Source organism: Flaviflexus equikiangi (assembly GCF_014069875.1).
GTDB lineage: Bacteria > Actinomycetota > Actinomycetes > Actinomycetales > Actinomycetaceae > Flaviflexus > Flaviflexus equikiangi.
In genome coordinates this window covers 1,947,177-1,969,918 of the sequence record NZ_CP059676.1, presented here as the reverse complement: position 1 = coordinate 1,969,918, position 22,742 = coordinate 1,947,177, and the positions used below count along the sequence as shown (strand labels likewise).

The following is a 22,742-nucleotide window of genomic DNA, read 5'->3' as shown; positions in this document are numbered from 1 at the left end:
TCACATGTCGCGCAGCGCGACGAGAGCGTCCGCTACGTCGTTGACGTCGGCCAGTGCTGCAGCCTCAAGGACTTTGGAGATGCTGGGGGACGACTCTGAGCCGTGGACCCGCATGACGGGAGCGTCGAGCCAGTCGAAGAATCTGCGCTGGATCTCGTCAGCGAGCCAACCGCCGTACGATGTGCCCTGGTTGGCCTGCTCGACGATGAGAATCCGGTTGGTCTTCTTGACGGAGGTCTCGATCGTGTCCCAGTCGATGCTCGCCTTGTCGAGCCAGCGAAGATCGATGACATCGGCGCTCACGCCGGTCTTCTCTGCCGCCTCGATCGACTGTGCGACCATCGACAGGTAGCTGATGACGGTCACGTCGTCGCCCTCGGTGCGCAGTGCCGCCTTGCCGACGGGCAGTGTGAAGTCGCGATCCTTCGGTGCCAATCCGACACTTCGGTACAGATCCGCATCATGCTCGAGGACTGCCACGGGATCGCCGAGCTTCATGGCGGCATTGAGCAGGCCGATGTAGTCGTATGGCGTGGATGGGGCGATGATTCGCCATCCCGGATTCGTGGCGAGAATACCGGCAGGATCCATGGAGTGCTGGGAACCGTAGCCGGTGCGGGTGCCGATCTTGATGCGGAGGAGCATCGACATGGGATGCTGGCCTCCGAACATGTGTCGCGCTTTGCCGATCTGGTTGAAGATCTGGTCGGCGGCTACCCAGATGAAGTCGGCGTACATGAGTTCGACGACGGGGTAGAGCCTGCCGTCGAGCGCCATGCCACCACCCAAGCCGGTAAAGGCCGCCTCGGAAATGGGTGTGCCGAGAACGCGTCCCGGGAAGGCCTCGGGAAGGCCCTTCGTGGCACCGCGAGAACCGCCGTTCAGCTTGTGGACGTCCTCACCCATGACATAGATGCGGTCGTCTTCGGACATTCTCCTGTGCATGGTCGACGCCACCGCATCAAGGAACTTCGTCTCGACCAGATCCGTTTCGGGGATGTCGTCGATCTCGACGCAGTCGCTCTCGGGCACCGAGTCTGTCTCGCCGCGCAGTCCAACGTCGAGGAAGGCGGGATCGGGCCACAGGTCGGGACGAATCCGTTTCGAGCCCGGCTTCCCGTCGGGATCGTCCTCGATGATGCGGTCGACGATCGGCGCCATGGCGGACTTCGCGGCGCGCCGGAATGCCTTGACCTCGTCCTCTGTCATGAGTCCGCGGCGGACGAGGTGCGCCTCGACCTTCGCGATCGGATCGCGCTCGAGCCATTCCTGCTCCTCATCCTTCGAGCGGTAGCCGAAGGCGGAACCGGGAATCGGGCCGTTCTGGTGGAAGTAACGGTAGGTGAGCGCCTCGATCACGGTCGGACCCTTGCCCGCCCGCATGTACTCCAATGCCTGCTCCATGGCGATGCGGACCGCCACGGGGTCCATGCCGTCGACCCTCCAGGAGGCGATGCCGAAGCCTGGGCCGCGACCCGACAGTCGGCTCTCGCCGGTCGCTTCCTCCGCAGTGGTCGATACGGCGTAGCGGTTGTTCTCGATGAAGAAGCAGGTGGGCAGGTCCCATGCCGCCGCGAGGTTCATCGCCTCGAGCGTGGAGCCGATGTTGGTGGCGCCGTCACCGAAATAGGACACGGACACGGCGTCCGTTCCGAGCGCCTTCGCGTTGAATGCGAATCCGGTGGCGAAGGGGACAGCGCCGCCGACGATGGCATTCGTGCCCATCGCCCCGATCTCCTTCCACTGCAGGTGCATGGATCCGCCGCGGCCCTTGCAGTATCCATCCTTCAATCCTGCGATCTCGGCGAGCGTGCGGTAGAGAACGTCATCGATGTCGTCACCGAGAGCCTCCCGCACGTCCATCCCATCAGCCGCAACAGCATTGAAGGCCTTGGCGAGGAACTGGTGATGTCCGCGGTGGGATCCGTTGATCTGGTCGTCGACGCGCAGCGGAAGGATCGAGGCGACGGCGCCGCCCTCCTGGCCGATGCTCGAGTGCGCGGGACCGTTGATGAGCTTCTGTCCCGCCATATCAAGGACGGACTCCTCGAAGGCGCGGATGAGATGGATTTGGCTGAGCATCGTCACGAGGTCCTTCTCGGACAACGCGTTCCAATCGTCGTCGGTGCTCTCGATCTCGACCCACGGAGCCATGGTCTGGAGCTTGGTGGACTTCGGCATTATTGACTTCCTTCGTCGAACATTCCGGGTTAGTCGTGCATTCGCTAAGCTGGACCACGGGCCACGTGTGGTGGTTGCCGCGTTTCGCCACGTTGCGTTGATCGTCACTGTCTTGTGCTTAGCGCAGACTATACAATTGTTTACAAGTGTACACGAGGCTATACAACGTTGGTCAAGGAGGAATTCTTCGATGTCATCGATCATTGATCCCGCGGCGGTGAATCCCGGGGAAAAGTCGCTCGATCGAACATCTGCTGTTCCCCTCTATCAGCAGCTGGGCGACATACTCCGAACTCGTATCGAGGCAGGAGAGTGGCCTCCCAACACGAAGATACCCTCCGAGCATGAGCTGAACCGAGAGTACGGCCTGAGCCGCATGACGGTCCGGCAGGTGCTGACCTCGCTTGTGAACGAGGGCCTGCTGTTCCGGGTGCAGGGCAAAGGGACATACGTGGCTCCTGGAAAGATCTCGACCAAGTCCCCGGCCTATACCGGGATGAGACAGCAGCTGGAGGATGCCGGTTATCGCACGTCCACCGAAGTGATCGACGCTGTGATCGAGAAGGCGGACAAGCACATCGCCTCCCATCTCACGATCGCCGAGGGTGACGAGGTCGTGAGCGTGACGCGTCTTCGCCGCGTCGAAGACGAACCGGTATCCCTCCACATCTCGCACGTTCCCCGTGCCCTCGCACCGACGCTCCTGGACGAGGATGCTGTCAGTGAACAGCTCTGCGTCATCCTGGACCGCGAATACGGTCTGGTCATGGGGCGAGTCGAAGAGACCCTCGAATCCACGAGAGCATCCCGCTGGGAGGGCGAGAAGCTCAGCATCAACCCGGGAGAGCCGCTGCTCCTGCTGCGGCAGCAGGTGAGCACACCCGCCGGTGTGCCGTTCGAGTACACGAGGATACTCTTGCGAGGCGATAGGATCCGCCTGTCCTACTCGTACAACCTGTAGAACGGGCGGATCCCGCTCTAGTTGGGTAACGGAAGGGAGAGGATCTCGTCGAGCGACTCCACGGTGATCATGCCGTCGCGCCGAACATCCGCCCCCTCCCGGACCGCCGCTGGTGCGCCGGGCTCCCCAAGGTTGGTGACCACGCTCGTCGCGCGGGGAAACTCTTCGTTTGTCGTGAACGTTGACAAGGTGACGAGGTAGCGTACGTTCGCGGCGGCCGCGGCGCGTGCGCCCGTATTGGAGTCCTCAACGACAACAACGTTCTCGGCGTCGACACCCACCCCCTCCATCGCCAACAGGTAGATGTCGGGAGCCGGCTTCTTCGCGCGGGCCATGTCGCCCGCCCACACTCCCGCCAGGCGCTCGCGTGTCTTTGGCCCCACCGCTGCCGCGAGAACAGCCTCGACACTGTTGAGCGCCGAGGTGGAAGCCACCGCAACCTGCCATCCCTGATCGAGCGCCTCGGTGATGAGGCGTGCAATACCGGGGCGGCCGGGAAGCAGGCCCTTGTCGACGCGATCGATGTAGCGCCTCGTCTTCTCGGCGTGGACCTTGACGACGAAGTCCTCGAGCGATTCGGGGATTGCGTCGCGATATTCGGGATGATCGCCGATGTAGGCGATAAACCGTTCCTTGCCGCCGCCGACAGCCAAGAGCTCACCGTACTCCTCGACGCTCCACCGGAATGGCAGCCCGAAGTGTTCGAATGTCTCGTTGAAGGCGACGAGATGACCGTCGAGTTCCGTATCGGCGAGAACGCCATCGCAGTCGAAGATCAGGGCCTTCATCGTGACCCTGCCTGACCCGCTGAGCGGAAGATCTCGGCAAACTCCCGAATGACAGACTTCGAGGCGGCCTCGATCTCGGCGAAGAGCTTGACCGGCTCCCACTTGTCTGTAGCCTCGCACTCCTTGAGATAGGAGAGTGCCGACTTCATGTAGGCATGCTTGAGGGCAGTGGAAATGTTGATCTTGCTGACGCCCATATCGATGAACTCATGGAACTGCTCGTCCGTGAGCCCGGTTCCGCCGTGCAGGACGACGGGAATGTCGAACTGATCCTTGATCTCCTTCACCCGCCCGGGGACAAGGACGGGATCGGACGTGTACTGGCCGTGGGCCGTGCCCAGAGCGGGGGCAAGCATGTCCGTCCCAGTCTCCCGCGCGACCTCGATGAGCTGTTCGACCGTGTAGGCGTGGGTGGCTGAATCCGACCCGACTCCGTCCTCGACACCGAGAATGTTCTCGATCTCGGATTCAACCGTGACACCGGCCGCGTGGGCCTCCTCGACGACTTCAGCAGTCTCCCGGCGCGCCGTCTCGAGATCCCGGTCGGAGGCGTCGAAAAGGACTGAGCTCCACCCCTTCTCGATGCAGAGCGTGATGACGCTGCGGTCGGGGCAGTGGTCGAGATGGAGGGCGACGCCGACACGTGCACGGTCCGCGGCCTCGCGGGCAGCCGTATAGAGGATCTCCGCGCCAGCACTCTTCACCGTCTTCACGGATGTCTGGAGGATCACGGGGGATCCGATCTCATCGGCTTGTGCGACGATCGCTGCGATAGTCAGGGGATCGACAATGTTGATAGCGGGCACGGCATAGCCATGCTTCTCGGCCTCCCTGACAAGGTCGAGAGTATTGACGTAAGGCATGATGTTCTCCTTTTGAAGGACGTTTTCGTGACGAGAGTGTGGCTGAGCTTGATCTAGTCGGATGCCACCTCGTCCACGCTTGCGAGGAATGCGTGCGGGTCCAGTCCGGCACGGCCGAGAAAGACGCCGTCGGGTATCCCCGCGGGACGCGCGGCTCCCGCGGCGACGATATCGGTGAATGTTCCCGACTTCGCACTGCCGCCGTACACGATCCGAGTATCACCGGAGCGGGATCCTAGTAGGTCGCGGATCGCGGCGACAGAGTCGATGATGTGTGCGGCGGGAGCGGCGTCGGCCACCCCAATGGCCCAGGCGGGCTCATAGGCGATGACAAGATCAGCGTCGGGGTCGATAGCCGAGAGAACGTGATCGAGCTGCTCAGCGCAGACGGCGCGCACGTCATCATCCCGGTGCGGCTCACCCGCGATGATGATCGGCACGATGCCGTTCTGTGCGGCTCGAGCCGACTTCTCGGCCACGATCTGCCATGTCTCCCCGTAGTCTCTGCGCCGCTCGGGATGCCCGAGCATGACGTAGCGGCAACCTAACTCCGCCAGTATTTCGGCGGTCACATCACCGGTATGCGGCCCGGGTCCGAAGCGTGACAGATCCTGTACGCCCACGTCCATTCCCGTGCCCTCGAGCCACTCCGCCATGAGGGGGAGGATGGGGTGGGGGACGCAGACGTAATGGCCCGCACCGCGCCCTTCCGCCAAGCGATCGCTCACGGTCTGTGCCCAGCGCTTCGCGTCCTCGACCGACTGGTAGGCCTTGGAGCTGAACCCGGCAAGCCTCGAGGGGAGGGTCACGACAGGTCCTCGCCGATCGCCGCCAGAATGTAGGCGAGGGAGACTGCGCCGGGATCGGCGTGCCCGACAGACTTTTCTGCCAGTGGACGTGCCCGGCCGATCTTCGGGCTCAGCTCGGCTGTCTTCTCAGCGGCGTGCGCGGCAACGGTCGAAGCGCTCCGCCACGCCGCGGCAAGGGTGGATGTTTCGGATTCGCTCGAGAGCGCTCGAACGAAGGGCAGGAGAGCATCGAGCATGGTCTTGTCGCCCTCGGCGGCCGCGCCCACCTGCTGGAGAGTGTCCGCAACATTCTGGACGATCTCGACGACGTCCTGGCGGGACGGCACCGAGGAGTCGCCCATGCTGTGGCCGGCCGCGTTGAGAATGACTCCCCAGAGCGCACCGGACGTGCCTCCCGCGGTCGCCGACCAGGCTTCACCGGCGCCGGCGAGAGTGGTGCCCGCTCCGGCTCCGTCAGCCACGAGCTTGCGGGCCGCGTCCGCCGCGTTCTCCGATCCGCGCTGCATACCGACCCCGTGGTCGCCGTCCCCCGCATAGGAATCGAGCTTTCCAAGCTCAGCGGCCTTGTCTCGCAGCATCGCTGCGATCGTGTCGAGTGAGGCCGCGATGTTCGAAGCGAGAGCGCGAGATTCTTCAGAGCCCTTCTCCGTGACAGTGATGCGGGTGGGCTCGTGAGAGAGGGACTCGATATCGTCGCGCAGTGCCCCCGCATCAACCGTGCCGCGCCTAATCGTCGGCGTATCCACCGGGTCGTTCCAGAGGTCGATGAGCTCGTCGTCGACCCAGCAGAGGGTGAGTGAGATGCCGGACATGTCGAGGGAGGTGGCGAACTCGCCGACTTCGCCATCGACGATCTCCAGACCGGCAGCCTCGAGGAGCTTATAGACGGCACGATACGTGACGAACATTTCCTCATACTTCGCAGTGCCGAGACCGTTGAGCAGGGCAATGACCCGGTGATCGGATCCTTCCGGGCGCTCCTCGAGAAGCTTCTCGACGAGAACACGAGCTACTTCATCCGCAGTGCCGAACGGGACTTCCGCGATACCAGGTTCGCCGTGCACGCCGAGGCCGATTGCCATCTTGCCCTCGGGAACGGTGAAGAGAGGCTCAGAGTCGCCCGGGAGAGTACATCCTGAGAAGGCGACACCGAGAGTTCTCGTCCGCGAGTTCGCCTTGTGGAAGACGCGCTCAACCTCGTCGAGGTCCATGCCGCGTTCCGCAGCCGCTCCCGTCGCCTTGAAAATCGGAACCCAGCCTGCGATCCCGCGACGCTTCTCCGTCTCATCGGGGCCGGCCGAGGCGATGTCATCAGTTGTGACGACAGCACGAGCAGGGATCCCCTGGGCGCTCAGCTGCGCTGCCGCATCCCCGAAGTGGAGAACATCGCCCGCATAGTTCCCGAACGCGATGAGGACGCCGCCGCCCCGCTCTGCAGCCTTGGCAACAGAGACAGCCTGGGCGGCCGAAGGGGAGGAGAAAATGTTGCCCATGACGACGCCGTCTGCCATGCCATGGCCGACCCATCCCGCGAAAGCGGGATAGTGACCGGTGCCGCCGCCGATGACGAGGGCGACCTTGCCGTCGGGAGTCTTCGTGGCGCGAACAGCGCCGCCGTAAAGTCCGCGGACGTGACGCTTGTTGGCGAGGAGGAAGCCCTCCGCCGATTCGACGGGGAAGTTGTCGGGGTTATTCATTAGTCGTGTCATGATGGTCCATTCTCTTCGCTGAGTGTGGGGATGGTTGGCACGTCATCTCGAAGGATGCTCGATGGGGTGAAAAGGTCGGCGATGATCGCAGGCAGGCAACCGGTCTCGGCTGCCAGATCAACGCTGGTGTATCGGTCTCGAGTCGACCGCAACCGAAGGAAATCGGCCTGGGTCTGCTCGAGCGAGAGTCCGATCTGGTGGGGGTGGTGGTGGGCTTTCGCCCGGATGAGGTGGTCTCGAATGTCAGGGGCGGGCTTCATGAGTCCGCGCAGCTCCACTCGGAGACTGGGCCACACATCGCGTGCCGCGTGAAGCCGCCTCTCGAGCTCGGCCGGGTGCGGGTACTTGAGGGGGAGCTGCGATGCGGCAACGCTCGCGAGCGGTGAATCCCCGTGCAGGGCAGTGACGAGAGAGAGTTCGGACTCGAGCGGGGGCCAGGACTGGCAGCGCGTCCTCACGTCGAGCTGCGTCAGGTCCTGGTCGAGGAGAACATCGTAGAAGGCGGCCGCGAGATACGAGCCGATGCCGACCTTCGCTCCGTGCGAGAGCGGCGGATCGAGTTGCAAGCCGACATGCTCCATCTCCCACAGGTGGCTGAACATGTGCTCAGCGCCGGAGCCCGGGCGAGATGAATTGTAGGCCTGGATGGAGAGTCCCGACATGAGCAGACCGACCGTCAAGGATGGCAGTGCCTCGGGATCGCGAGAGCCCACGCCCGAGGGGTTCGACAGAGCGTCGACAGCTGACTGCTTCGCAAGGTCCCACACCCATGGATCGATCGTCTCGACACCCATCGCATCGGCAACCCGCCAGTCCGCCAGCGCCGAGATCTTTCCGATCATGTCGCCGAATCCTGATGCCCACATCGGTTGCGGCGCCGTCTGGAGCACGTCGAGGTCCATGACAACGCCGTAGGGGGCGGGGCAGGGAATGTTCTGCTTGAAGCCATCGCGAGAGATCGATGCTCCCGCGGCCGTATATCCGTCCATCGACGGCGCGGTTCCAACCACCCAATAGGGCGTTTCCAGCTCTGCCGACGCGAGCTTGACCGCGTCGTTGAGCGTGCCGGAACCGAGAGCGATGGGGAGGGCTCCTGGATGTGCGGCGAGCGCGTCCCGGACGCGGTGAACGAGATCGATGTCGGCATAGGGCCGTGGGCGAGCGGGCAGGATGATGGCAGGCGCGACGGTCAGCGCTGAGTCCATGAGTGAGGCCAGGACAGGCGTGCCCGCGACCGACCATGTTGTCTCGTCCGCTACGCAGACGACCGTGGCAGCCCCGTGGTTGGCGACGATGAGGCTTCCCAGGTCGCTCATGACGCCATGGCCGAACGTGGCGACCCGAGTTGTCGGCGTGCGCTCGAGTATGCGCTCGAGGTAGTCAGTGCCGCGTTCAATCTCGGAAGCGATATCGGTTGCCATCGGCGTATTCCCCTTCTCGCGGGAGGTCATTCTCCGCGCGATGCTCAACCACCTGCCGAGCGCCTCGGCGAAAGAAATGTGATCGAGATCTAACAGGACTATACAAGTCCGTTCAGGAATGTGCAATGATGTGCGGGTGCCGATCATCGGCACGTCAGCCCAATATACAGAAATGCTTGAGGGCTGAAACTGGGAAGTATGGAACTCAATGACGAGGGATAACTATGACGAAACACATCCTTGCGGTTGACGGCGGCACGACGAGCGTTCGCACGCTCCTGCTGACGGACAAGTACGACATTGTCGACACGGCGCAGAAGGAAGTCACGCAGCATTACCCGCATTCCGGCTGGATCGAACATGATCCGGAAGAGCTGGTCTCCTTCCAGTTGGAGACGATGCGCGCAGTGCTGCGGAACAACGGAATCCATCCATCCGATGTGCACGCGGTATCGATCACCAACCAGCGTGAGACCGCGCTCGTGTGGGATCGGCACACGGGCGAGCCCATCTACAACGCAATCGTCTGGGCGTCGCGCCAATCGAACGGGATTATCGAGCAATGGCGCGAGAAGGGCCTTGATCCGATCATTCGAGAGAAGACGGGCCTCATCTCGGATGCCTACTATTCGGCGTCGAAGATCGCCTGGATCCTCGACCACATCACCGGTGCGCGAGAGCGGGCCGAACGCGGCGAGCTCATGGCGGGCACGGTCGATTCGTGGCTGATCTGGAACTTCACGGGCCGCAAGCGCTTCGTCACCGATGTGTCGAATGCGTCGCGGACTCAGATGTTCAACATCCACACGGGGGACTGGGATGACGAACTGCTGGCGGCTTACGGTATTCCGCGCCGTATCCTCGCCGAGGTGCTGCCCTCCGATGCGGAGTTCGGAAACCTGGAAAGCACGTTCGGCAGCCCCATTCCGATTGCCTCCGTCATGGGCGATCAGCAGGCGGGGCTGTTCGGCCAGGCGTGCTTCTCCAAGGGGCAGACCAAGATGTCCTACGGCACCTCGGGGGTACTCGTCATGAACACGGGCGGGACTCCGCGGCTCGTCGATGGCGTGACGGCATCGACCGCGTGGCAGGCGAAGGGGGAGACGACTTACGACATCGAGGGTGTCGTGTTCTCGATGGGCAAGACCATGCAGTGGCTGCGCGATGACATGAAGCTCATCCACCACGCAACCGACTCTGAATGGTATGGCGGGCAGGTGAGCTCGACGCACGGGGTCTATCTCGTGCCGGCATTCACCGGACTGGCAGCACCGCACTGGGATCCGTATGCTCGCGCCAACATCGTTGGCATGTCCAATGCGACGACCAGGCTCCACATCATCAGGGCAGCCGTCGAATCGATGGCCTATCAGACCCGTGACCTCGTCGATGCGACACAGACCGACAAGGACATCCGCATCCCCGAGCTGAGGGTCGACGGGGGAGCCGTCAACAACAATATGCTCTGCCAACTCCAGGCGGATGTTCTCGGTATTCCCGTCATCCGTCCGCGGGATACGGAGGCCACGGCTCTCGGCGCCGCCTGGTTGGCGGGTCTGTCGACCGGGCTGCTCGGAGGCTTGGACGAGATCTCGAGCCTGTGGACTGTTGACCGTGTGTTCGAACCGCAGATCTCCGATGATCAGCGCGAGGAGATGTATCACGGCTGGCGACTAGCCGTGGACAGCGCCAAGGGCTGGGCTCGGGAAGTCAGCAGCGTCTAGGCCGCGCGCGGGAGGTGTGTGGGTCGGTTGGACGGCCCACACACCCTAGATCCCGGTGCCGAAGGCTTCGAGCGCGGCTCTGAGTTCGGGATGTTCCCGTGCGGCCTCGAGCATCGGCCGCCCATCCAGGACAGCATCGATCGCCTGTCGCATGGCAGCGGCCCCGGCTCGCGAACCTCCCGGGTGGCCATGAACGCCTCCGCCCGGGGATAGTGCGATGTCGTGGCCGAGGTCCGACACATATCTCTCCACCATGCCGGGATGAACGCCGCCGCCGATGAGCGGCAGTGCCGGTTTGAGGCCGGGAACCGGGCTTCGGAGTGCGCTGACAGTCTGCCGGTACGTGTGCTCGGACAGTGGATAACCGCCCCACGGAGTCAGGATCATCGCCATATCGGCTCCCGCGAGCCTCGGGAGCTGGCCCGTGGCGATAGCGCCGACCATGCCCGAATGCGGGCTCTCGATGAAGGGGCCAGAGCCTGCGAAATGGCCGAGGATGGGCAGATCGACCGCATCCCTAACCATCTGCACCGCGCCGTAGCCTGCCGCGGCGTAGTTGATCATGAGGGCGGTGGCACCCTCGTCCCGACATGCGCGTGCGTCAGCCAGCATGCGGTCGGGCCTGCCGGTGATATTCACCGCGTAGGGCACGCGGCGGCCAGTCTCCTCGAAGACGCGGTGGGCCTCACGGGCAATAGCGCGCACACGGTCGACCGGAGACGAGTTCGTCGTGTGGGTAAGAACCTCGTCATCCTTGATGATGTCGGCACCGCCGAGCGCGGTTTCTCGGAAGATCCGGGCAGACTCTTCGAGAGTGAGCCCGATGCAGGGCTTGATCATGCTGAGGAGGAGCGGTCGAGTCCTCACGCCCGTCAGTTCCCGTATTCCCTCCAGTCCTACCCGCGGGCCTCCGGCAGCGTCGTGGAAGGAGACGGGGAGTTCGAGCTCGACCAGCTTGGCGAGAACTGATGTGGAGGCATCATTGCCGAGAACAGTGGTCAGCAGGGTCGGGATATCGCCTCCCACGTTCGCTGCTGGGATGCCGATCGTCATGAGAGCGTGAGTGGCGCGGTCCGCGGTGCCGACATCGACGGATGGAACCTCGATGACGCGGATAACCCGACCCTCGTGTTCCCTTCGCATCCTCTCCGTCACCCCGGGGACGTCGACCCACGTGCCCGTGGTCTGCCCGACCGCGAGCTTCGCGGCCGCCGCAGCGGCGGAGCCTTCCGGTGACGCCATGACATAGGTGGCCCGAATGAGTTCGGTGTGGTCATCGCGCTGGAACCAGACATCGTCCATGTGTCGCCCTTCGTCGCCGGAGTCCAAGCCTCGTTGCCGAACTCGTCTAGCCATGTATAGGTACAGTATGGCACGGTCGCGCCAGCGCCTCAACGAGAAGACCGTGCAGCGGACGGAAAGTGGTTTCTTCCTCGGGTTGTACATGCTTGTATTGACTGGGCTAGACAACCATGATCTGATGGTGACACGGCAACGCGCGAGGCGGTGCCCATTGGCGAAAGGAGGAGCGATGTCCCCAATATCTTGCGACAGTTCACGTGATCTCGCCCTGCGTGCGCGACGCAATGTCCTGCGAATGCTCGAGGCGACGCCCGCGGGGCACGTGGGTGGGGCGATGTCATGCATCGATGCTCTTGCCGTCCTCTACGCATCTGTCCTCACCATCGACCCCTCGAGGCCTGGCGATCCCAGGCGGGACCGCTTCCTGCTATCGGCCGGGCACAAGGCCATGGCGCAGTACGCGATCTTGGCGGAGTGCGGCTTCTTCGACAAGAGCCTCCTCGACACCTACGGCAAGGAGGACACCGCACTCGGCGGGCACCCAGACATGTACAAGCTGCCGGGCATCGAAGGCAACACCGGCGCCCTCGGCCACGGCCTGGCTCTCGGCGTGGGCATGGGCATGGGGCTTCGTCAGCAGAACTGCGATGCCAGAGTGTTCGTCATCCTCGGTGACGGAGAACTGGCAGAAGGCTCGAACTGGGAGGCGGCCGCGATCGCCGCGCACTATCGACTCGGTTCGTTGACCGCGCTCGTCGACGTCAACGGGATGCAGATCAGCGGGCCCACGGCGGCCGTCATGAGCATGGAGAGCATCCCCGAGAAGTTTGCGGCTTTCGGATGGCGGGTCGTCGAGGTCGACGGGCACGATCATGAAGCCCTCCACGACGTGCTGACCCTGCCATCATCCGAGCCGCGTCCCACCGCAATCATCATGCGCACCGTCAAGGGTGCGGGTATCCCCACCATTGCTAGCCGCGTGGAATCCCACTATTGGAAGCCGACCCCCGAGGAGCTGGACGATGCTATCCGTTCCCTCGGCCTCGATGACAGGACTGCTCATGACTCTCGTTGACCCAAGAAAGACCTTCGGCGCCACTGTTTCTGACTGTGCGCTCGAGCGTCCCGAGATCGTCGTGCTGTCGACCGATTCGGGCAAGAGCTCCGGATTCGGCGCATTCGCCGAGGAAGCACCGGACCGGTATATCGAGGTGGGCATTGCCGAGCAGGCCGCGACAGCGATCGCGGCAGGCCTCGCGACCACGGGTGCGATACCGGTGCTGTGCTCAATCGCGCCCTTCGTGACGAGCAGGAACTTCGAATTCTTCCGCAACGACATCGGATACATGAAGCAGAACGTCAAGATCGTGGGGCGGAACGGCGGCTTCACCTACTCAGAGCTCGGCTCCACACACCACAGCCTCGAGGACTATGCGCTCGCGGGCTCTATCCCGAACGTGGTCGTGCTCGCGCCCGGTGATGCGGGCGAGCTGAGAGCAGCCTGTCGAGCCATGCTCGACTATGAGGGGCCCGTCTACATGAGGATTGGGTCGGGTCCTATCCCCGACTTTCGCGACAATCGCGAGTTTGTCATCGGGCGAGGATATTACGTGACCCGGGGCGCCGATTTGACGGTCGTCACGACTGGATACACCTCCATCCTCGTCCGTGAAGCAGTGGCGGCGGCGCGTGCTGGCGGCCTCGACGTCGAGCTCGTGTGCGTCCCCACGGTCGTCCCCATCGACGCTGGCATCATCCTCGAGTCCGCCAACAGAACCGGTCTCGTGCTGACCGTCGAAGAGCATTATGAATTCGGGGGACTGGGGTCTCGGGTTGCTGATGTCCTCAGCGCCTCCGGCGGTGCCAGACTCAGCAAGGTTGCGGTTCCGCAGAGGAATCAGCCGTCGAGCACCTACGATGATCTGCTTCGCCGAAATGGCCTCGATGTTCCTGGAATTGCAAGGGCCATGATGAACGTCGTCCAATCGCGCTAAGATGATGATGCCGGCGCTCGGGTCGTCACGGTGAGGTTCGGACGCCGAGCGATGCGATAGGCGGACCGTGAAGACGAGGATGACATGGAAGAGCTACTGGATCGAGAATCTGCGGTCCCCCTCTACACCCAAATCGAGAGAGTGCTGCGCGACCAGCTAAACGGTGGGGAGTGGGCTCCCGGCCATCGCATCCCGTCAGAGTCCGTTCTGCAGAAGCGTTTCGGCGTCTCGCGGATGACTGTGCGCGGCGTCCTCAATCTCCTCGCCGATGAGGGGCTGCTCCATCGGGTGCCCGGCAAGGGAACCTTCGTGTCGGAGCAGAAGATCACGACCCATTCACCCGCCTATCAGGGGATCCGTGAACAGCTCGAGGCCCGAGGCTTCAAGACGGAGACCGAGCTGCTCGGCTTCGAGCTCGGTGCTCCCTCCGACGGCGTTCGCCAGCACTTCAACCTAGGACCGCTCGGCATGGCCTACGAGATTACGAGGCGCCGTCTCCTCGAGGGGAAGGTGGTGACACTCCACCAGTCGTGGGTAAACCCAGAGCTCGCTCCGGACCTTGATCGCTTCGATGTGGTGGAACGGCAGCTGTGCGAGGTGCTGAGCACGGAATATGGGCTCGTGGTGAGCCGGACGGACGAGACCCTCGAGGTTGTCATGGCGGACGAGAGTGAGGCGGCCCTGCTCGAATGTGAACCGGGCGCCCCCCTTCTCCTCCTCGAAGACGTTCTCTCCGACTCTTCGGGGCGCGTTTTCGAATGCACGAAGCTCCTCATGCGGGGGGACCGCATGAAGCTTCAGTTCCATTTCGAATCCTAGGACTGGGTAGCCCCAGGCTGGTGCACAGCCCGGACGAGGCTGCTCTCGCGCACGGCTGCCCAGCGGTTGATGAACTCCGCGGCACTATCAACCTCGTTGCTGCCGATCTCGTAGGAGCAGACCTCCTTCACGTTGGGGAAGGCGTTCTCCATGGCGATCGGTATGCCGATCTGGGGGAGCCAGGACAGGTCGTTCTCCGAGTCACCCATTCCGACCACCTCGTGCGGAGCGATGCCGAGATCGGAGAGAGCCGCCGATACTCCCCGCCACTTCGACACCCCGGGCTCGTTGATCTCGTAATACTCGGGAAGGGTCTTCATGACGCCGGGGAACTGCTGCCTGATCGCGGGGCCGACGACACCGTCCTGCTCATGGCTGACATGGATCATGAACTTGAGGCGGTCCGCATGCGGGATTGCCGCCAAGTCTGCGATCTCCGGAACCATTCCCTCGTTCGATTCCATGACGAAACGGTAGGCCTCTCCGCGGCGTTCGGCCACGAGAGTCGTCGGTGTGAAGACCGCGACATCCACGCCGGCTGAATGGCAGAAGTCGAGCGCCCTATCGTAGACGGCGGCCTCGATAGGCATGACAGACACGGGATCCGCATGATCCGTGTGGACGGTGATCGCCCCGTTGCATCCAATCGCATAACCGGATGTCCCCATCCGGTTGAGGATCGAGACGGCGGCAGGTGCCATGCGGCCCGTCGCGATGATGATGGCGATGCCGGTATCGGCAAGGCGCCGCAGCGCGGCTATCGTGCCATCGCTGACTGTGGAATCCTCGCGGGCCAGTGTTCCGTCGACGTCAAAGACTGCGGCCCGGCACTCATCGATGCCGGGAGGGAGGTTGTGGAGAAGTGGTTGTGCCATGGAAGAACCCTATCGAACTCGTGCGGGGCGGATGTGGGGCTCGATCATCGGCGAGACCGCGCCCATGCGCTCGCAAAGGCCGCGACGCCGTCATCATCGTTCGTCCCGATCTCATAGCGGCAGGCCTCCTTGACCGCGGGATACGCATTGCCCATGGCAATCGAGATGCCGACCCTCGGCAGCCAGGAGAGATCGTTCTCAGAGTCGCCGATGCCGAGAGTCGAGGCAGGGTCGGCACCGAGCTCCCTGAGGACGGGCTGCAGGCCCGACCATTTGTCGACACTCTCGTGAGTGAGCTCGAAGAACTCCGGGAGCGTTTGGACAGTCGCGGGAAATCTCGTCCTCAGCCGCTCCACGACTCCGTCCTCTCGGGCGGGATCGACGTAGTACATGACCTTGAGGCGGTTCGTGCGGTCTAGCCGCTCAAGGTCGGTCAGCTCGGGAGATTGGCCCTCGTTGGGGCCCTTCAAGAGTTCGCGGCCAACCCCGTCTACCTCGGTGTAGAACGAGTCGGTGCCGAAGATGACGGTCTCGAGATCCTCTGACCGCCCGAACGATAGAACCTCCCGATAGAGATCGTCGTCGAGGGGAGTGGACCCGATGATCTCGTCGTGGTCGGTGTGGACAGTGATCGCGCCGTTGCATCCGATGACATAACCGGGCCTTTCGATCCTGTCGAACAGGATGCGGAGCGCGGGAGCCATGCGCCCGGAGGCGATGACGATGTGGATGCCGGTGTCGGCGAGCTCCCGAAGGGCGGAGATTGTCCGGTCGGAGACGGCGGCATCCTCGCGGGCCAGCGTGCCGTCGACGTCGAAGACAGCCACCGAGATCGTGGACAGTGCGTCAGGAAGGGCATCGATCAGTTTTATGGGCATACTCGACCCTATCGTCTACGGGGCGAAAAGGCGGTCTACCAACAATTGTGAGACCAAAATGCTCATATGTTGGTGTTTCCTATTTATGTTGAACGAGGTGGTGAAGTGTCGTAGCGTGAGGGCACGACAACTTGTAAGGAGTACGCAGTGGCGAAAATGAAAGCCGTTGTCATGCACGCGGTAGGTGACATTCGTGTCGAGGAAATCGACAAGCCGGTAGCGGGGCCCGGTGAGGTGGTCATGAAAGTCGCCGTGTGCGGCGTGTGCGGCTCCGACATGGACCGGATGTTCAAGAAGGGCCCGCACAAGCTGCCGCTCGTGTGCGGCCACGAGTTCTCGGCCTACATCGAGGAGTTGGGTGAGGGTGTTGAAGGATTCGCCGTCGGCGACCTCGTGACAGTCCCGCCCATGCTGCCGTGCTTCGCCTGTGAGCCCTGCACCCAGGGCCACTTCTCGCTGTGCGAGGACTACGACTACTACGGCTCCCGCAGAAACGGGGCCTATGCAGAGTATGTTGCCGGGCCCGCCAACCTTCTCCTCAAGGTGCCTGCGGGGCTCGACGCGAGAGCGGCCGCCATGGTCGATCCGGCCGCGATCGCGCTGCACGCGATCTGGCGCACCAAACTGACAACAGGATCTCGCGTCGCGGTCATGGGAGGCGGAGGGCCGATCGGTCTCTTCGCAGTCCAGTGGGCGCGAATCATGGGAGCCACCGACATTGTTGCTGTCGACGTCTCGGAGGAGAAGGCCGCACTCGCCCGCCAGGCCGGTGCCACGACCGCTGTCTCCTCGCCCGAGCAGCTCGCCGACATCGTGGGACGCGGATTCGATGTCGTCGTCGAGACCACGGGAGTCCCTGCCGTGGCAGACCAGGCCGTCGGGATCGCCGCCCGTCATGGCGACGTCACCCTCATCGGCATTCCCAACGCCCCCGTCGAGATCTCTGCCGCCAACTGGGCCCGTCTCATGCGACTCGAGATCAACATCTGCGGATCCTGGAACTCCTTCAGCGCACCCTTCCCGGGTGCGGAGTGGACGACCACTCTGGACCACATGGCCAAGGGCAATCTCCAGTGGGAGTTCATGATCACCCATGAAGAGCCGCTCGAGAAGGTCGGCGAGACGATCCGAGCCATGTCGGAGCGGACCATCCACTCCTCGAAGGTCATGTTCTTCCCCAACGGCATGGATCTTCCCGTCAACGAGGCATGAAAACAGGGAGCGCTGAGCACGAGCACGCCATGGTGCGTGCCGCCGAGCTGTACTACAACGATGGGCTTCTCCAATCGGAGGTTGCCGACAAGCTCCGCATGAGCAGGTGGAAAGTCGGCAGGCTCCTCGAGGAAGCGCGAGCTTCGGGATTGGTGGAGATCAAGATCCATCATCCCCGATCGCGCAGGCGTGACCTCGAGCGGAAGCTGGTGGCACGCTACGACTGCTCGGAGGCTGTCGTCATCGAGAGCCAGCCGACCAATGCGGCAACGATGGAGCTCGCAGCGCAGGCAGCCGCCGACTACCTCATGGAGCTGCGCCCGCAGCCATCGATCATCGGCGTGTCGTGGGGGCATACTGTCGCCGCTATCGCCGACCGCATCCCCGAGGGCGGTTTGCGCGAGCCGACGATCGTCCAGCTCAACGGGGGCGCCAACTCGCTGCGGGATACGGTCGATGCTGGAAGCATCATCCGCACGATCGCAAGCAAGTCACGCGACCCCCGCACGGCGCTCCTCCCATCATCAGCGGTCGTCCACGATCGAGAGCTCGCGCGCCACCTCCTGGCCGACCGCCAGGTCGCCGGCACGATCAATCTTGCCGCCAAGGCAGATGTCGCCGTCTATTCGATCGGCGTCCTCTCACCGCAATCGGTCCTGGTGAAGACGGACTGCATCACTGCCGATGAGCTTGTCAGGCTCAACAAGTCAGGTGCTATCGGCGACATTCTCGGCCACTTCATCGACCGTTCCGGCAGGGTTGTCGACATCGAGCTCGATCAGCGCACCATCGGGCTGGATCTTGACCGCCTGGCGGCGATTCCGACCTCGATAGCGGTCTCTGTCGGGGCGGAGAAGAGCGGGATCACGAAGGCGGCCCTCTACGCGGGGCTCTGTACCGTTCTCGTGACAGAATCGAAGATCGCGGAGCAGGTTCTCGGGAATAGTCTTGAGTAATGCCATCGTCCGCACATCCGTGACAGGCTGAATACCACCACCTACGATGCGGCGCTCGCGCCGCTCAGAATTCGGAGAAGAACATGAATCCTCAGGACGTCGTCGCAATGGTCGACCACACGCTCCTCGCACCGGAGGCAACTAGGGACGATGTCCTTGCCCTCCTGGACGATGCGGAGGCGCTCGGCACGTTCTCCGTATGCGTGTCCCCCTCCCAGATCCCGCTGCCGCGCGAGACGACCGTCAAGGTTGCCGCGGTGTGCGGCTTCCCCTCCGGCGCGCACAGCGCCACGGTGAAGGCCGCCGAGGCGAAAGAACTGGCCGAAGCCGGTGTCGACGAGATCGACATGGTGATCAACGTGGGCAAGGCCAAGGAGGGCGACTTCGACTACATCCAGCACGAGATCCAGGCCGTCCGCGACGCCGCGCCGAACGTCCTCCTCAAGGTCATCATCGAATCGGCCGCGCTGACGGATGACGAGATCGTCGCCGCCTGCCGCGCCTCCGTCGCGGCGAAGGCCGACTATGTCAAGACGTCCACCGGATACCACAAGGCCGGCGGCGCATCCGTCGCAGCGGTCAAGCTCATGCGCGAGACGGTCGGCCCCGAGGTCGGAGTCAAGGCCTCCGGCGGCATCCGCGACGGCAAGTTCGCGACCGAGCTGATCGAAGCAGGCGCGAGCCGTCTCGGTCTCTCCGGCACGCAGAAGGTCCTCGACACCCTCTGATCGACCGGCCCCGGGGCGCTCTCGTCCCGGGGCCGTCGAACACCCCAACCTTTCCCCACTGTTCACCCGGCCCTACGATGTTCCACCCCAACAAGAGAATCAAAGGTGATTCATATGAGCGAGAAATTTGTCATCGGTGTCGATTTCGGCACTCTGTCTGGGCGGGCCACAGTCGTCCGAGTCTCAGACGGCCTGGAGCTCGGCAGCTCCGTCATGGAATACCCGCATGGAGTCATGGATCGAACCCTGACGGCGGGAGATGATCAGCAGCTGCCGCCGGACTTCGCCCTCCAGGTGCCGGCAGACTACCTCGAGGTCCTTCGGGCAGTGGTGCCCGAGGCGGTCGCGGACGCGAAGATCGATGCTCAAGATGTCATCGGTATCGGAACGGATTTCACCTCGGCCTCCACGCTTCCCACCGATTCTCTCGGCACACCCCTGTGCGAGCGGGAGGAGTTCAAGAACAACCCGCACGCCTATGTGAAGATGTGGAAGCATCACGGCGGTACTGAGCAGGCTGAGCGCGCCATTGCGATCGCTGAGGCGCGTGGTGAGATGTGGCTGGGCCGCTACGGAGGTCGACTCTCCTCCGAGATCGTTCTGCCGAAGGCGCTGGAGACGCTCGAGAAGGCCCCCGACGTCTACGAGGCCATGGACTTCTACGTCGAGGCCGTGGATTGGATCGTGTGGCAGCTGTGCGGACGTCTCGTCCACTCCGCCGCACCTGCCGGTTACAAGGCGCTCCGCCAGAATGATCAGTATCCGTCGGAAGAGTACTTCGCTGAGCTCAACCCGAAGTTCCGCACATTCATCGCGGATAAGTTCGATGCTCCCGTCATGCAGCTCGGCGAGCGTGCCGGTGCTCTCACGGAGGAGATGGCGGAGGCTCTCGGCCTGCCCTCCGGCATTGCCGTAGCAGTGGGCCAGATCGATGCTCACGTCACGGCTCCTGCCGCCCAAGCGGTGGAGCCCGGACAGATGACGGCAATCATGGGAACGTCCAACGTGTACATCGTCAACGGGAGGACGGCTCGCGATATCCCCGGCGTCTTCGGCATCACCAATGGCGGCATCTCCGCCGGCCTGTGGGGCTACGAGGGCGGCCAGACCGGCGTGGGAGACATCTTCGCCTGGATCGTCGACAACATCGTGCCGGGCGAGTACCAGAACGAGGCGAATCGCCGCGGAATCTCCGTCCACGAGCTTCTCACCGAGAAGGCGGGCAAGCAGGAGGTGGGGGAGCACGGCCTCATCGCCCTCGACTGGCACAACGGCAACCGTTCGATCCTCAACAACGCGAACCTGTCGGGCACGCTGCTCGGCATGACTCTCAACACCACCCCGGAGGACATCTATCGGGCATACCTTGAGGCAACCGGCTTCGGACTCCGCGTCATCATCGAGAACTTCCTCGAACACGGCGTCGAGATCAACGAGATCGTTGCCGCGGGCGGCCTGCTCAAGAACAAGGTCCTCATGCAGATGTACGCCGACATCACCCGCATCCCGCTCTCGATCTCAGGTTCGAAGCTTGCCGGTTCACTCGGGGCCGCTATCTACGGTGCCGTCGCAGCCGGAGCATATCCGGACGTCTACGCGGCTGCGAAGAACATGGGATCCAAGATCGAACACGCCTATGTCCCCAACGAGGACAACGCCCAGAAGTACGACCTGCTCTACGAAGAGTACGTCACGCTGCACGACTACTTCGGTCGGGGAGCAAACGATGTCATGGCGCGGCTCAAGGAGTTCCAGCGGCGCGTCCACGACAAGAAGAACGCCTAGCCCCGCGGCCGCCGCGGCACCCCACTGATCGCGACACGGGTCCGAGGAGGGGAGCCCGGCGGCCTGTCGCGGAATCCGCGAGAACGGCAGTCGAGAAACCGCATAAGAAGACCGTGGGGCCCGAAAGGGCCCCACGGTTTCGTTACTCGTCTAGTCGGCTAGAGGTGACTCAGGCGTTGGTGACGTCCTCGTCGACCCAGTCGAAGGTGCGGGTAACAGCCTTCTTCCAGAGCCTCATCTGACGTGCGCGCTCGCCCTCGTCCAGGTTCGGCGTCCAGCGCGAGCCCTCCTGCCAGTTGTCGATGACGTCCTGCTCGCCGTTCCAGAAACCGACGGCGATGCCGGCGGCGTAGGCTGCGCCCAGTGCCGTCGTCTCGGTCACCTTCGGTGCGACAACGTCCACACCGAGGATGTCGGCCTGGAACTGCATGAGTGCCGAGTTGGCTGTCATGCCGCCGTCGACGCGCAGCTCCTTGAGGTCTGCACCGGAGTCGAGGTTCATGGCCTCGAGGACCTCGGCGGTCTGGAAGGCGGTTGCCTCGAGGACTGCGCGAGCGATGTGGCCCTTGTTGTTGAAGCGTGTCAGGCCGACGATCGCGCCGCGAGCATCGTCCTTCCAGTACGGGGCGAAGAGTCCGGAGAATGCGGGGACGACGTAGACGCCGCCATTGTCTTCAACGGTCTCAGCCAGCGTCTCGATCTCGGGAGCGGACGAGATCATGTTGAGGTTGTCGCGCAGCCACTGGACGAGGGAGCCCGTCACAGCGATCGAACCCTCGAGGGCGTAGACGGCGGGAGCATCGCCGATCTTGTAGCAGACCGTCGTGAGGAGGCCGTTCTTCGAGGTGACAGCCTCTTCGCCCGTGTTGATGAGCATGAAGCAGCCGGTGCCGTAGGTGTTCTTCGCCATGCCCTTCTCGAAGCAGGCCTGGCCGAAGGTTGCCGCCTGCTGGTCGCCGAGAATGCCGGAGATCGGGGTGTCGATGATCAGGGTGTTCTTCGCGCCGTAGCCGTAGACCTCCGAGGACGACTTGATCTCGGGAAGCATCGACATCGGTACGCCCATGTCCTCACAGATGCCCTCGTGCCACTTGAGCTCGCGAACATCCATGAGCATCGTGCGGGATGCGTTGGTGACGTCAGTGACGTGCACGCCGCCCTCGACGCCGCCGGTCAGGTTCCACAGAACCCACGAGTCGGTGTTGCCGAACAGCAGATCGCCGGCCTCTGCCTTCTCGCGTGCGCCCTCGACGTTGTCGAGGATCCACTTGACCTTGGGGCCCGAGAAGTACGTGGCGAGGGGGAGGCCACAGATTTCCTTGTAGCGGTCCGCACCTTCGTCGCCGCCGAGCTCACGAACGATCTTGTCGGTACGGGTGTCCTGCCAGACAATCGCGTTGTAGACGGGAAGGCCCGTGTTCTTGTCCCACACGACAGCGGTCTCGCGCTGGTTGGTGATGCCGACGGAGGCGATCTCGTGACGGTTGATGTCAGCCTTGCCGAGGGCCTGGCCGATCACCTCGCGGATGTTGTCGCGGATCTCGATCGGGTCGTGCTCAACCCAGCCCGGCCTCGGGAAGATCTGCTCATGCTCGAGCTGACCGATGGAAACGATCTCACCCGCGTGGTTGAAGACGATAGCGCGGGAGGAGGTGGTTCCCTGGTCAATTGCTAGTACGTATTTCTTCTCGGTCATCGTTGACGAGTTCCTTTCGTGGTGTCTGGCGTGGCGCAAGG

The 22,742-nt window shown here is 63.3% G+C and carries 19 protein-coding genes; 9 read left to right on the top strand and 10 right to left on the bottom strand.

Annotated elements, in window-relative coordinates; all coding sequences use genetic code 11:
- Positions 1 to 2,181: an alpha-ketoacid dehydrogenase subunit alpha/beta gene (locus tag H2O75_RS09085; protein ID WP_182171147.1), complete on the bottom strand. Its 2,181-nt coding sequence runs from the start codon at positions 2,179 to 2,181 to the stop codon at positions 1 to 3.
- A 190-nt stretch (positions 2,182 to 2,371) separates the two neighbouring features.
- Between H2O75_RS09085 and H2O75_RS09080 the strand changes: the two genes are divergently transcribed.
- Positions 2,372 to 3,142, top strand: coding sequence for a GntR family transcriptional regulator (locus H2O75_RS09080; protein WP_182171144.1), 771 nt, complete (start codon positions 2,372 to 2,374; stop codon positions 3,140 to 3,142).
- A gap of 17 nt (positions 3,143 to 3,159) precedes the next feature.
- On the opposite strand, the gene H2O75_RS09075 is transcribed toward H2O75_RS09080, so the two are convergent.
- From H2O75_RS09075 to H2O75_RS09055, 5 genes are read right to left on the bottom strand one after another with little or no spacing between them, the layout of a single operon-like run.
- Positions 3,160 to 3,930, bottom strand: a complete 771-nt coding sequence (locus H2O75_RS09075; protein WP_182171141.1) for an HAD-IA family hydrolase — start codon at positions 3,928 to 3,930, stop codon at positions 3,160 to 3,162.
- On the bottom strand, positions 3,927 to 4,793 hold the full coding sequence (locus H2O75_RS09070; protein ID WP_182171138.1) for a class II fructose-bisphosphate aldolase: 867 nt from the start codon (positions 4,791 to 4,793) through the stop codon (positions 3,927 to 3,929). The genes H2O75_RS09075 and H2O75_RS09070 overlap by 4 nt, the downstream gene beginning before the upstream one ends.
- A 53-nt stretch (positions 4,794 to 4,846) precedes the next feature.
- Positions 4,847 to 5,602 carry a triose-phosphate isomerase family protein gene (locus H2O75_RS09065; RefSeq protein WP_182171135.1) on the bottom strand — a complete coding sequence of 252 codons (756 nt, stop codon included), beginning with the start codon at positions 5,600 to 5,602 and terminating at the stop codon, positions 4,847 to 4,849.
- Entirely contained in the window at positions 5,599 to 7,311 is a 1,713-nt protein-coding gene (locus tag H2O75_RS09060; protein ID WP_182171132.1) for a dihydroxyacetone kinase family protein, read from the bottom strand. The genes H2O75_RS09065 and H2O75_RS09060 overlap by 4 nt, the downstream gene beginning before the upstream one ends.
- Positions 7,308 to 8,762, bottom strand: a complete 1,455-nt coding sequence (locus tag H2O75_RS09055) for a sn-glycerol-1-phosphate dehydrogenase (RefSeq protein ID WP_182171129.1) — start codon at positions 8,760 to 8,762, stop codon at positions 7,308 to 7,310. Before H2O75_RS09055 ends, H2O75_RS09060 begins: the two co-directional genes overlap by 4 nt.
- 194 nt (positions 8,763 to 8,956) lie before the next feature.
- On the opposite strand from H2O75_RS09055, the gene glpK (H2O75_RS09050) reads away from it, so the two are divergent.
- The gene (gene glpK, locus H2O75_RS09050; RefSeq protein WP_204736319.1) at positions 8,957 to 10,456 is read left to right on the top strand and encodes a glycerol kinase GlpK; all 1,500 of its coding nucleotides are present in this window, start codon (positions 8,957 to 8,959) and stop codon (positions 10,454 to 10,456) included.
- Between the two features lie 45 nt (positions 10,457 to 10,501).
- Here glpK (H2O75_RS09050) and H2O75_RS09045 read toward each other — a convergent pair whose 3' ends face one another.
- Positions 10,502 to 11,812, bottom strand: coding sequence for a RuBisCO large subunit C-terminal-like domain-containing protein (locus tag H2O75_RS09045; protein WP_220462722.1), 1,311 nt, complete (start codon positions 11,810 to 11,812; stop codon positions 10,502 to 10,504).
- 175 nt (positions 11,813 to 11,987) lie between these two features.
- Between H2O75_RS09045 and H2O75_RS09040 the strand changes: the two genes are divergently transcribed.
- The 3 genes from H2O75_RS09040 (at position 11,988) to H2O75_RS09030 (ending at position 14,571) form a co-directional block, all read left to right on the top strand.
- On the top strand, positions 11,988 to 12,833 hold the full coding sequence (locus H2O75_RS09040) for a transketolase (protein ID WP_182171126.1): 846 nt from the start codon (positions 11,988 to 11,990) through the stop codon (positions 12,831 to 12,833).
- Positions 12,820 to 13,752 (top strand): transketolase family protein, encoded by a 933-nt coding sequence (locus tag H2O75_RS09035; protein ID WP_182171121.1) that lies wholly within the window; start codon positions 12,820 to 12,822, stop codon positions 13,750 to 13,752. The genes H2O75_RS09040 and H2O75_RS09035 overlap by 14 nt, the downstream gene beginning before the upstream one ends.
- An 84-nt stretch (positions 13,753 to 13,836) precedes the next feature.
- Complete coding sequence (locus H2O75_RS09030) at positions 13,837 to 14,571, top strand: GntR family transcriptional regulator (protein WP_182171117.1); 735 nt, start codon at positions 13,837 to 13,839, stop codon at positions 14,569 to 14,571.
- On the opposite strand, the gene H2O75_RS09025 is transcribed toward H2O75_RS09030, so the two are convergent.
- Entirely contained in the window at positions 14,568 to 15,446 is an 879-nt protein-coding gene (locus H2O75_RS09025; protein ID WP_182171114.1) for an HAD family hydrolase, read from the bottom strand. The two genes, H2O75_RS09030 and H2O75_RS09025, sit on opposite strands and share 4 nt — an antisense overlap.
- A 44-nt stretch (positions 15,447 to 15,490) precedes the next feature.
- The gene (locus H2O75_RS09020; RefSeq protein WP_182171110.1) at positions 15,491 to 16,324 is read right to left on the bottom strand and encodes an HAD family hydrolase; all 834 of its coding nucleotides are present in this window, start codon (positions 16,322 to 16,324) and stop codon (positions 15,491 to 15,493) included.
- Positions 16,325 to 16,480: 156 nt separating this feature from the next.
- Between H2O75_RS09020 and H2O75_RS09015 the strand changes: the two genes are divergently transcribed.
- From H2O75_RS09015 to araB, 4 genes are all read left to right on the top strand, one after another.
- Entirely contained in the window at positions 16,481 to 17,536 is a 1,056-nt protein-coding gene (locus H2O75_RS09015) for a galactitol-1-phosphate 5-dehydrogenase (protein WP_182175128.1), read from the top strand.
- A complete protein-coding gene (locus H2O75_RS09010) occupies positions 17,533 to 18,492 on the top strand; it encodes a sugar-binding transcriptional regulator (protein WP_182171107.1) in 960 nt (319 codons plus the stop codon). Before H2O75_RS09015 ends, H2O75_RS09010 begins: the two co-directional genes overlap by 4 nt.
- A gap of 83 nt (positions 18,493 to 18,575) precedes the next feature.
- A complete protein-coding gene (gene deoC / locus H2O75_RS09005) occupies positions 18,576 to 19,220 on the top strand; it encodes a deoxyribose-phosphate aldolase (RefSeq protein ID WP_182171104.1) in 645 nt (214 codons plus the stop codon).
- A gap of 114 nt (positions 19,221 to 19,334) precedes the next feature.
- Positions 19,335 to 21,005 carry a ribulokinase gene (gene araB, locus H2O75_RS09000; RefSeq protein WP_182171101.1) on the top strand — a complete coding sequence of 557 codons (1,671 nt, stop codon included), beginning with the start codon at positions 19,335 to 19,337 and terminating at the stop codon, positions 21,003 to 21,005.
- A gap of 169 nt (positions 21,006 to 21,174) precedes the next feature.
- Here the strand turns inward: araB and glpK (H2O75_RS08995) are convergent, their stop codons facing one another.
- Positions 21,175 to 22,701: a glycerol kinase GlpK gene (gene glpK / locus H2O75_RS08995; RefSeq protein ID WP_182171098.1), complete on the bottom strand. Its 1,527-nt coding sequence runs from the start codon at positions 22,699 to 22,701 to the stop codon at positions 21,175 to 21,177.
- Positions 22,702 to 22,742: the final 41 nt, after the last annotated feature.

Coding starts and splice junctions, on each gene's coding strand:
- H2O75_RS09075 (WP_182171141.1), bottom strand. CDS start 3,930: ATGAAGGCCCTGATCTTCGACTGCGATGGCGTTCTCGCCGATACGGAA.
- H2O75_RS09025 (WP_182171114.1), bottom strand. CDS start 15,446: ATGGCACAACCACTTCTCCACAACCTCCCTCCCGGCATCGATGAGTGC.
- H2O75_RS09060 (WP_182171132.1), bottom strand. CDS start 7,311: ATGACACGACTAATGAATAACCCCGACAACTTCCCCGTCGAATCGGCG.
- H2O75_RS09020 (WP_182171110.1), bottom strand. CDS start 16,324: ATGCCCATAAAACTGATCGATGCCCTTCCTGACGCACTGTCCACGATC.
- deoC (WP_182171104.1), top strand. CDS start 18,576: ATGAATCCTCAGGACGTCGTCGCAATGGTCGACCACACGCTCCTCGCA.
- H2O75_RS09040 (WP_182171126.1), top strand. CDS start 11,988: ATGTCCCCAATATCTTGCGACAGTTCACGTGATCTCGCCCTGCGTGCG.
- glpK (WP_204736319.1), top strand. CDS start 8,957: ATGACGAAACACATCCTTGCGGTTGACGGCGGCACGACGAGCGTTCGC.
- araB (WP_182171101.1), top strand. CDS start 19,335: ATGAGCGAGAAATTTGTCATCGGTGTCGATTTCGGCACTCTGTCTGGG.
- H2O75_RS09035 (WP_182171121.1), top strand. CDS start 12,820: ATGACTCTCGTTGACCCAAGAAAGACCTTCGGCGCCACTGTTTCTGAC.
- H2O75_RS09015 (WP_182175128.1), top strand. CDS start 16,481: ATGAAAGCCGTTGTCATGCACGCGGTAGGTGACATTCGTGTCGAGGAA.
- H2O75_RS09070 (WP_182171138.1), bottom strand. CDS start 4,793: ATGCCTTACGTCAATACTCTCGACCTTGTCAGGGAGGCCGAGAAGCAT.
- H2O75_RS09045 (WP_220462722.1), bottom strand. CDS start 11,812: ATGGCTAGACGAGTTCGGCAACGAGGCTTGGACTCCGGCGACGAAGGG.
- H2O75_RS09010 (WP_182171107.1), top strand. CDS start 17,533: ATGAAAACAGGGAGCGCTGAGCACGAGCACGCCATGGTGCGTGCCGCC.
- H2O75_RS09080 (WP_182171144.1), top strand. CDS start 2,372: ATGTCATCGATCATTGATCCCGCGGCGGTGAATCCCGGGGAAAAGTCG.
- H2O75_RS09085 (WP_182171147.1), bottom strand. CDS start 2,181: ATGCCGAAGTCCACCAAGCTCCAGACCATGGCTCCGTGGGTCGAGATC.
- H2O75_RS09030 (WP_182171117.1), top strand. CDS start 13,837: ATGGAAGAGCTACTGGATCGAGAATCTGCGGTCCCCCTCTACACCCAA.
- glpK (WP_182171098.1), bottom strand. CDS start 22,701: ATGACCGAGAAGAAATACGTACTAGCAATTGACCAGGGAACCACCTCC.
- H2O75_RS09055 (WP_182171129.1), bottom strand. CDS start 8,762: ATGACCTCCCGCGAGAAGGGGAATACGCCGATGGCAACCGATATCGCT.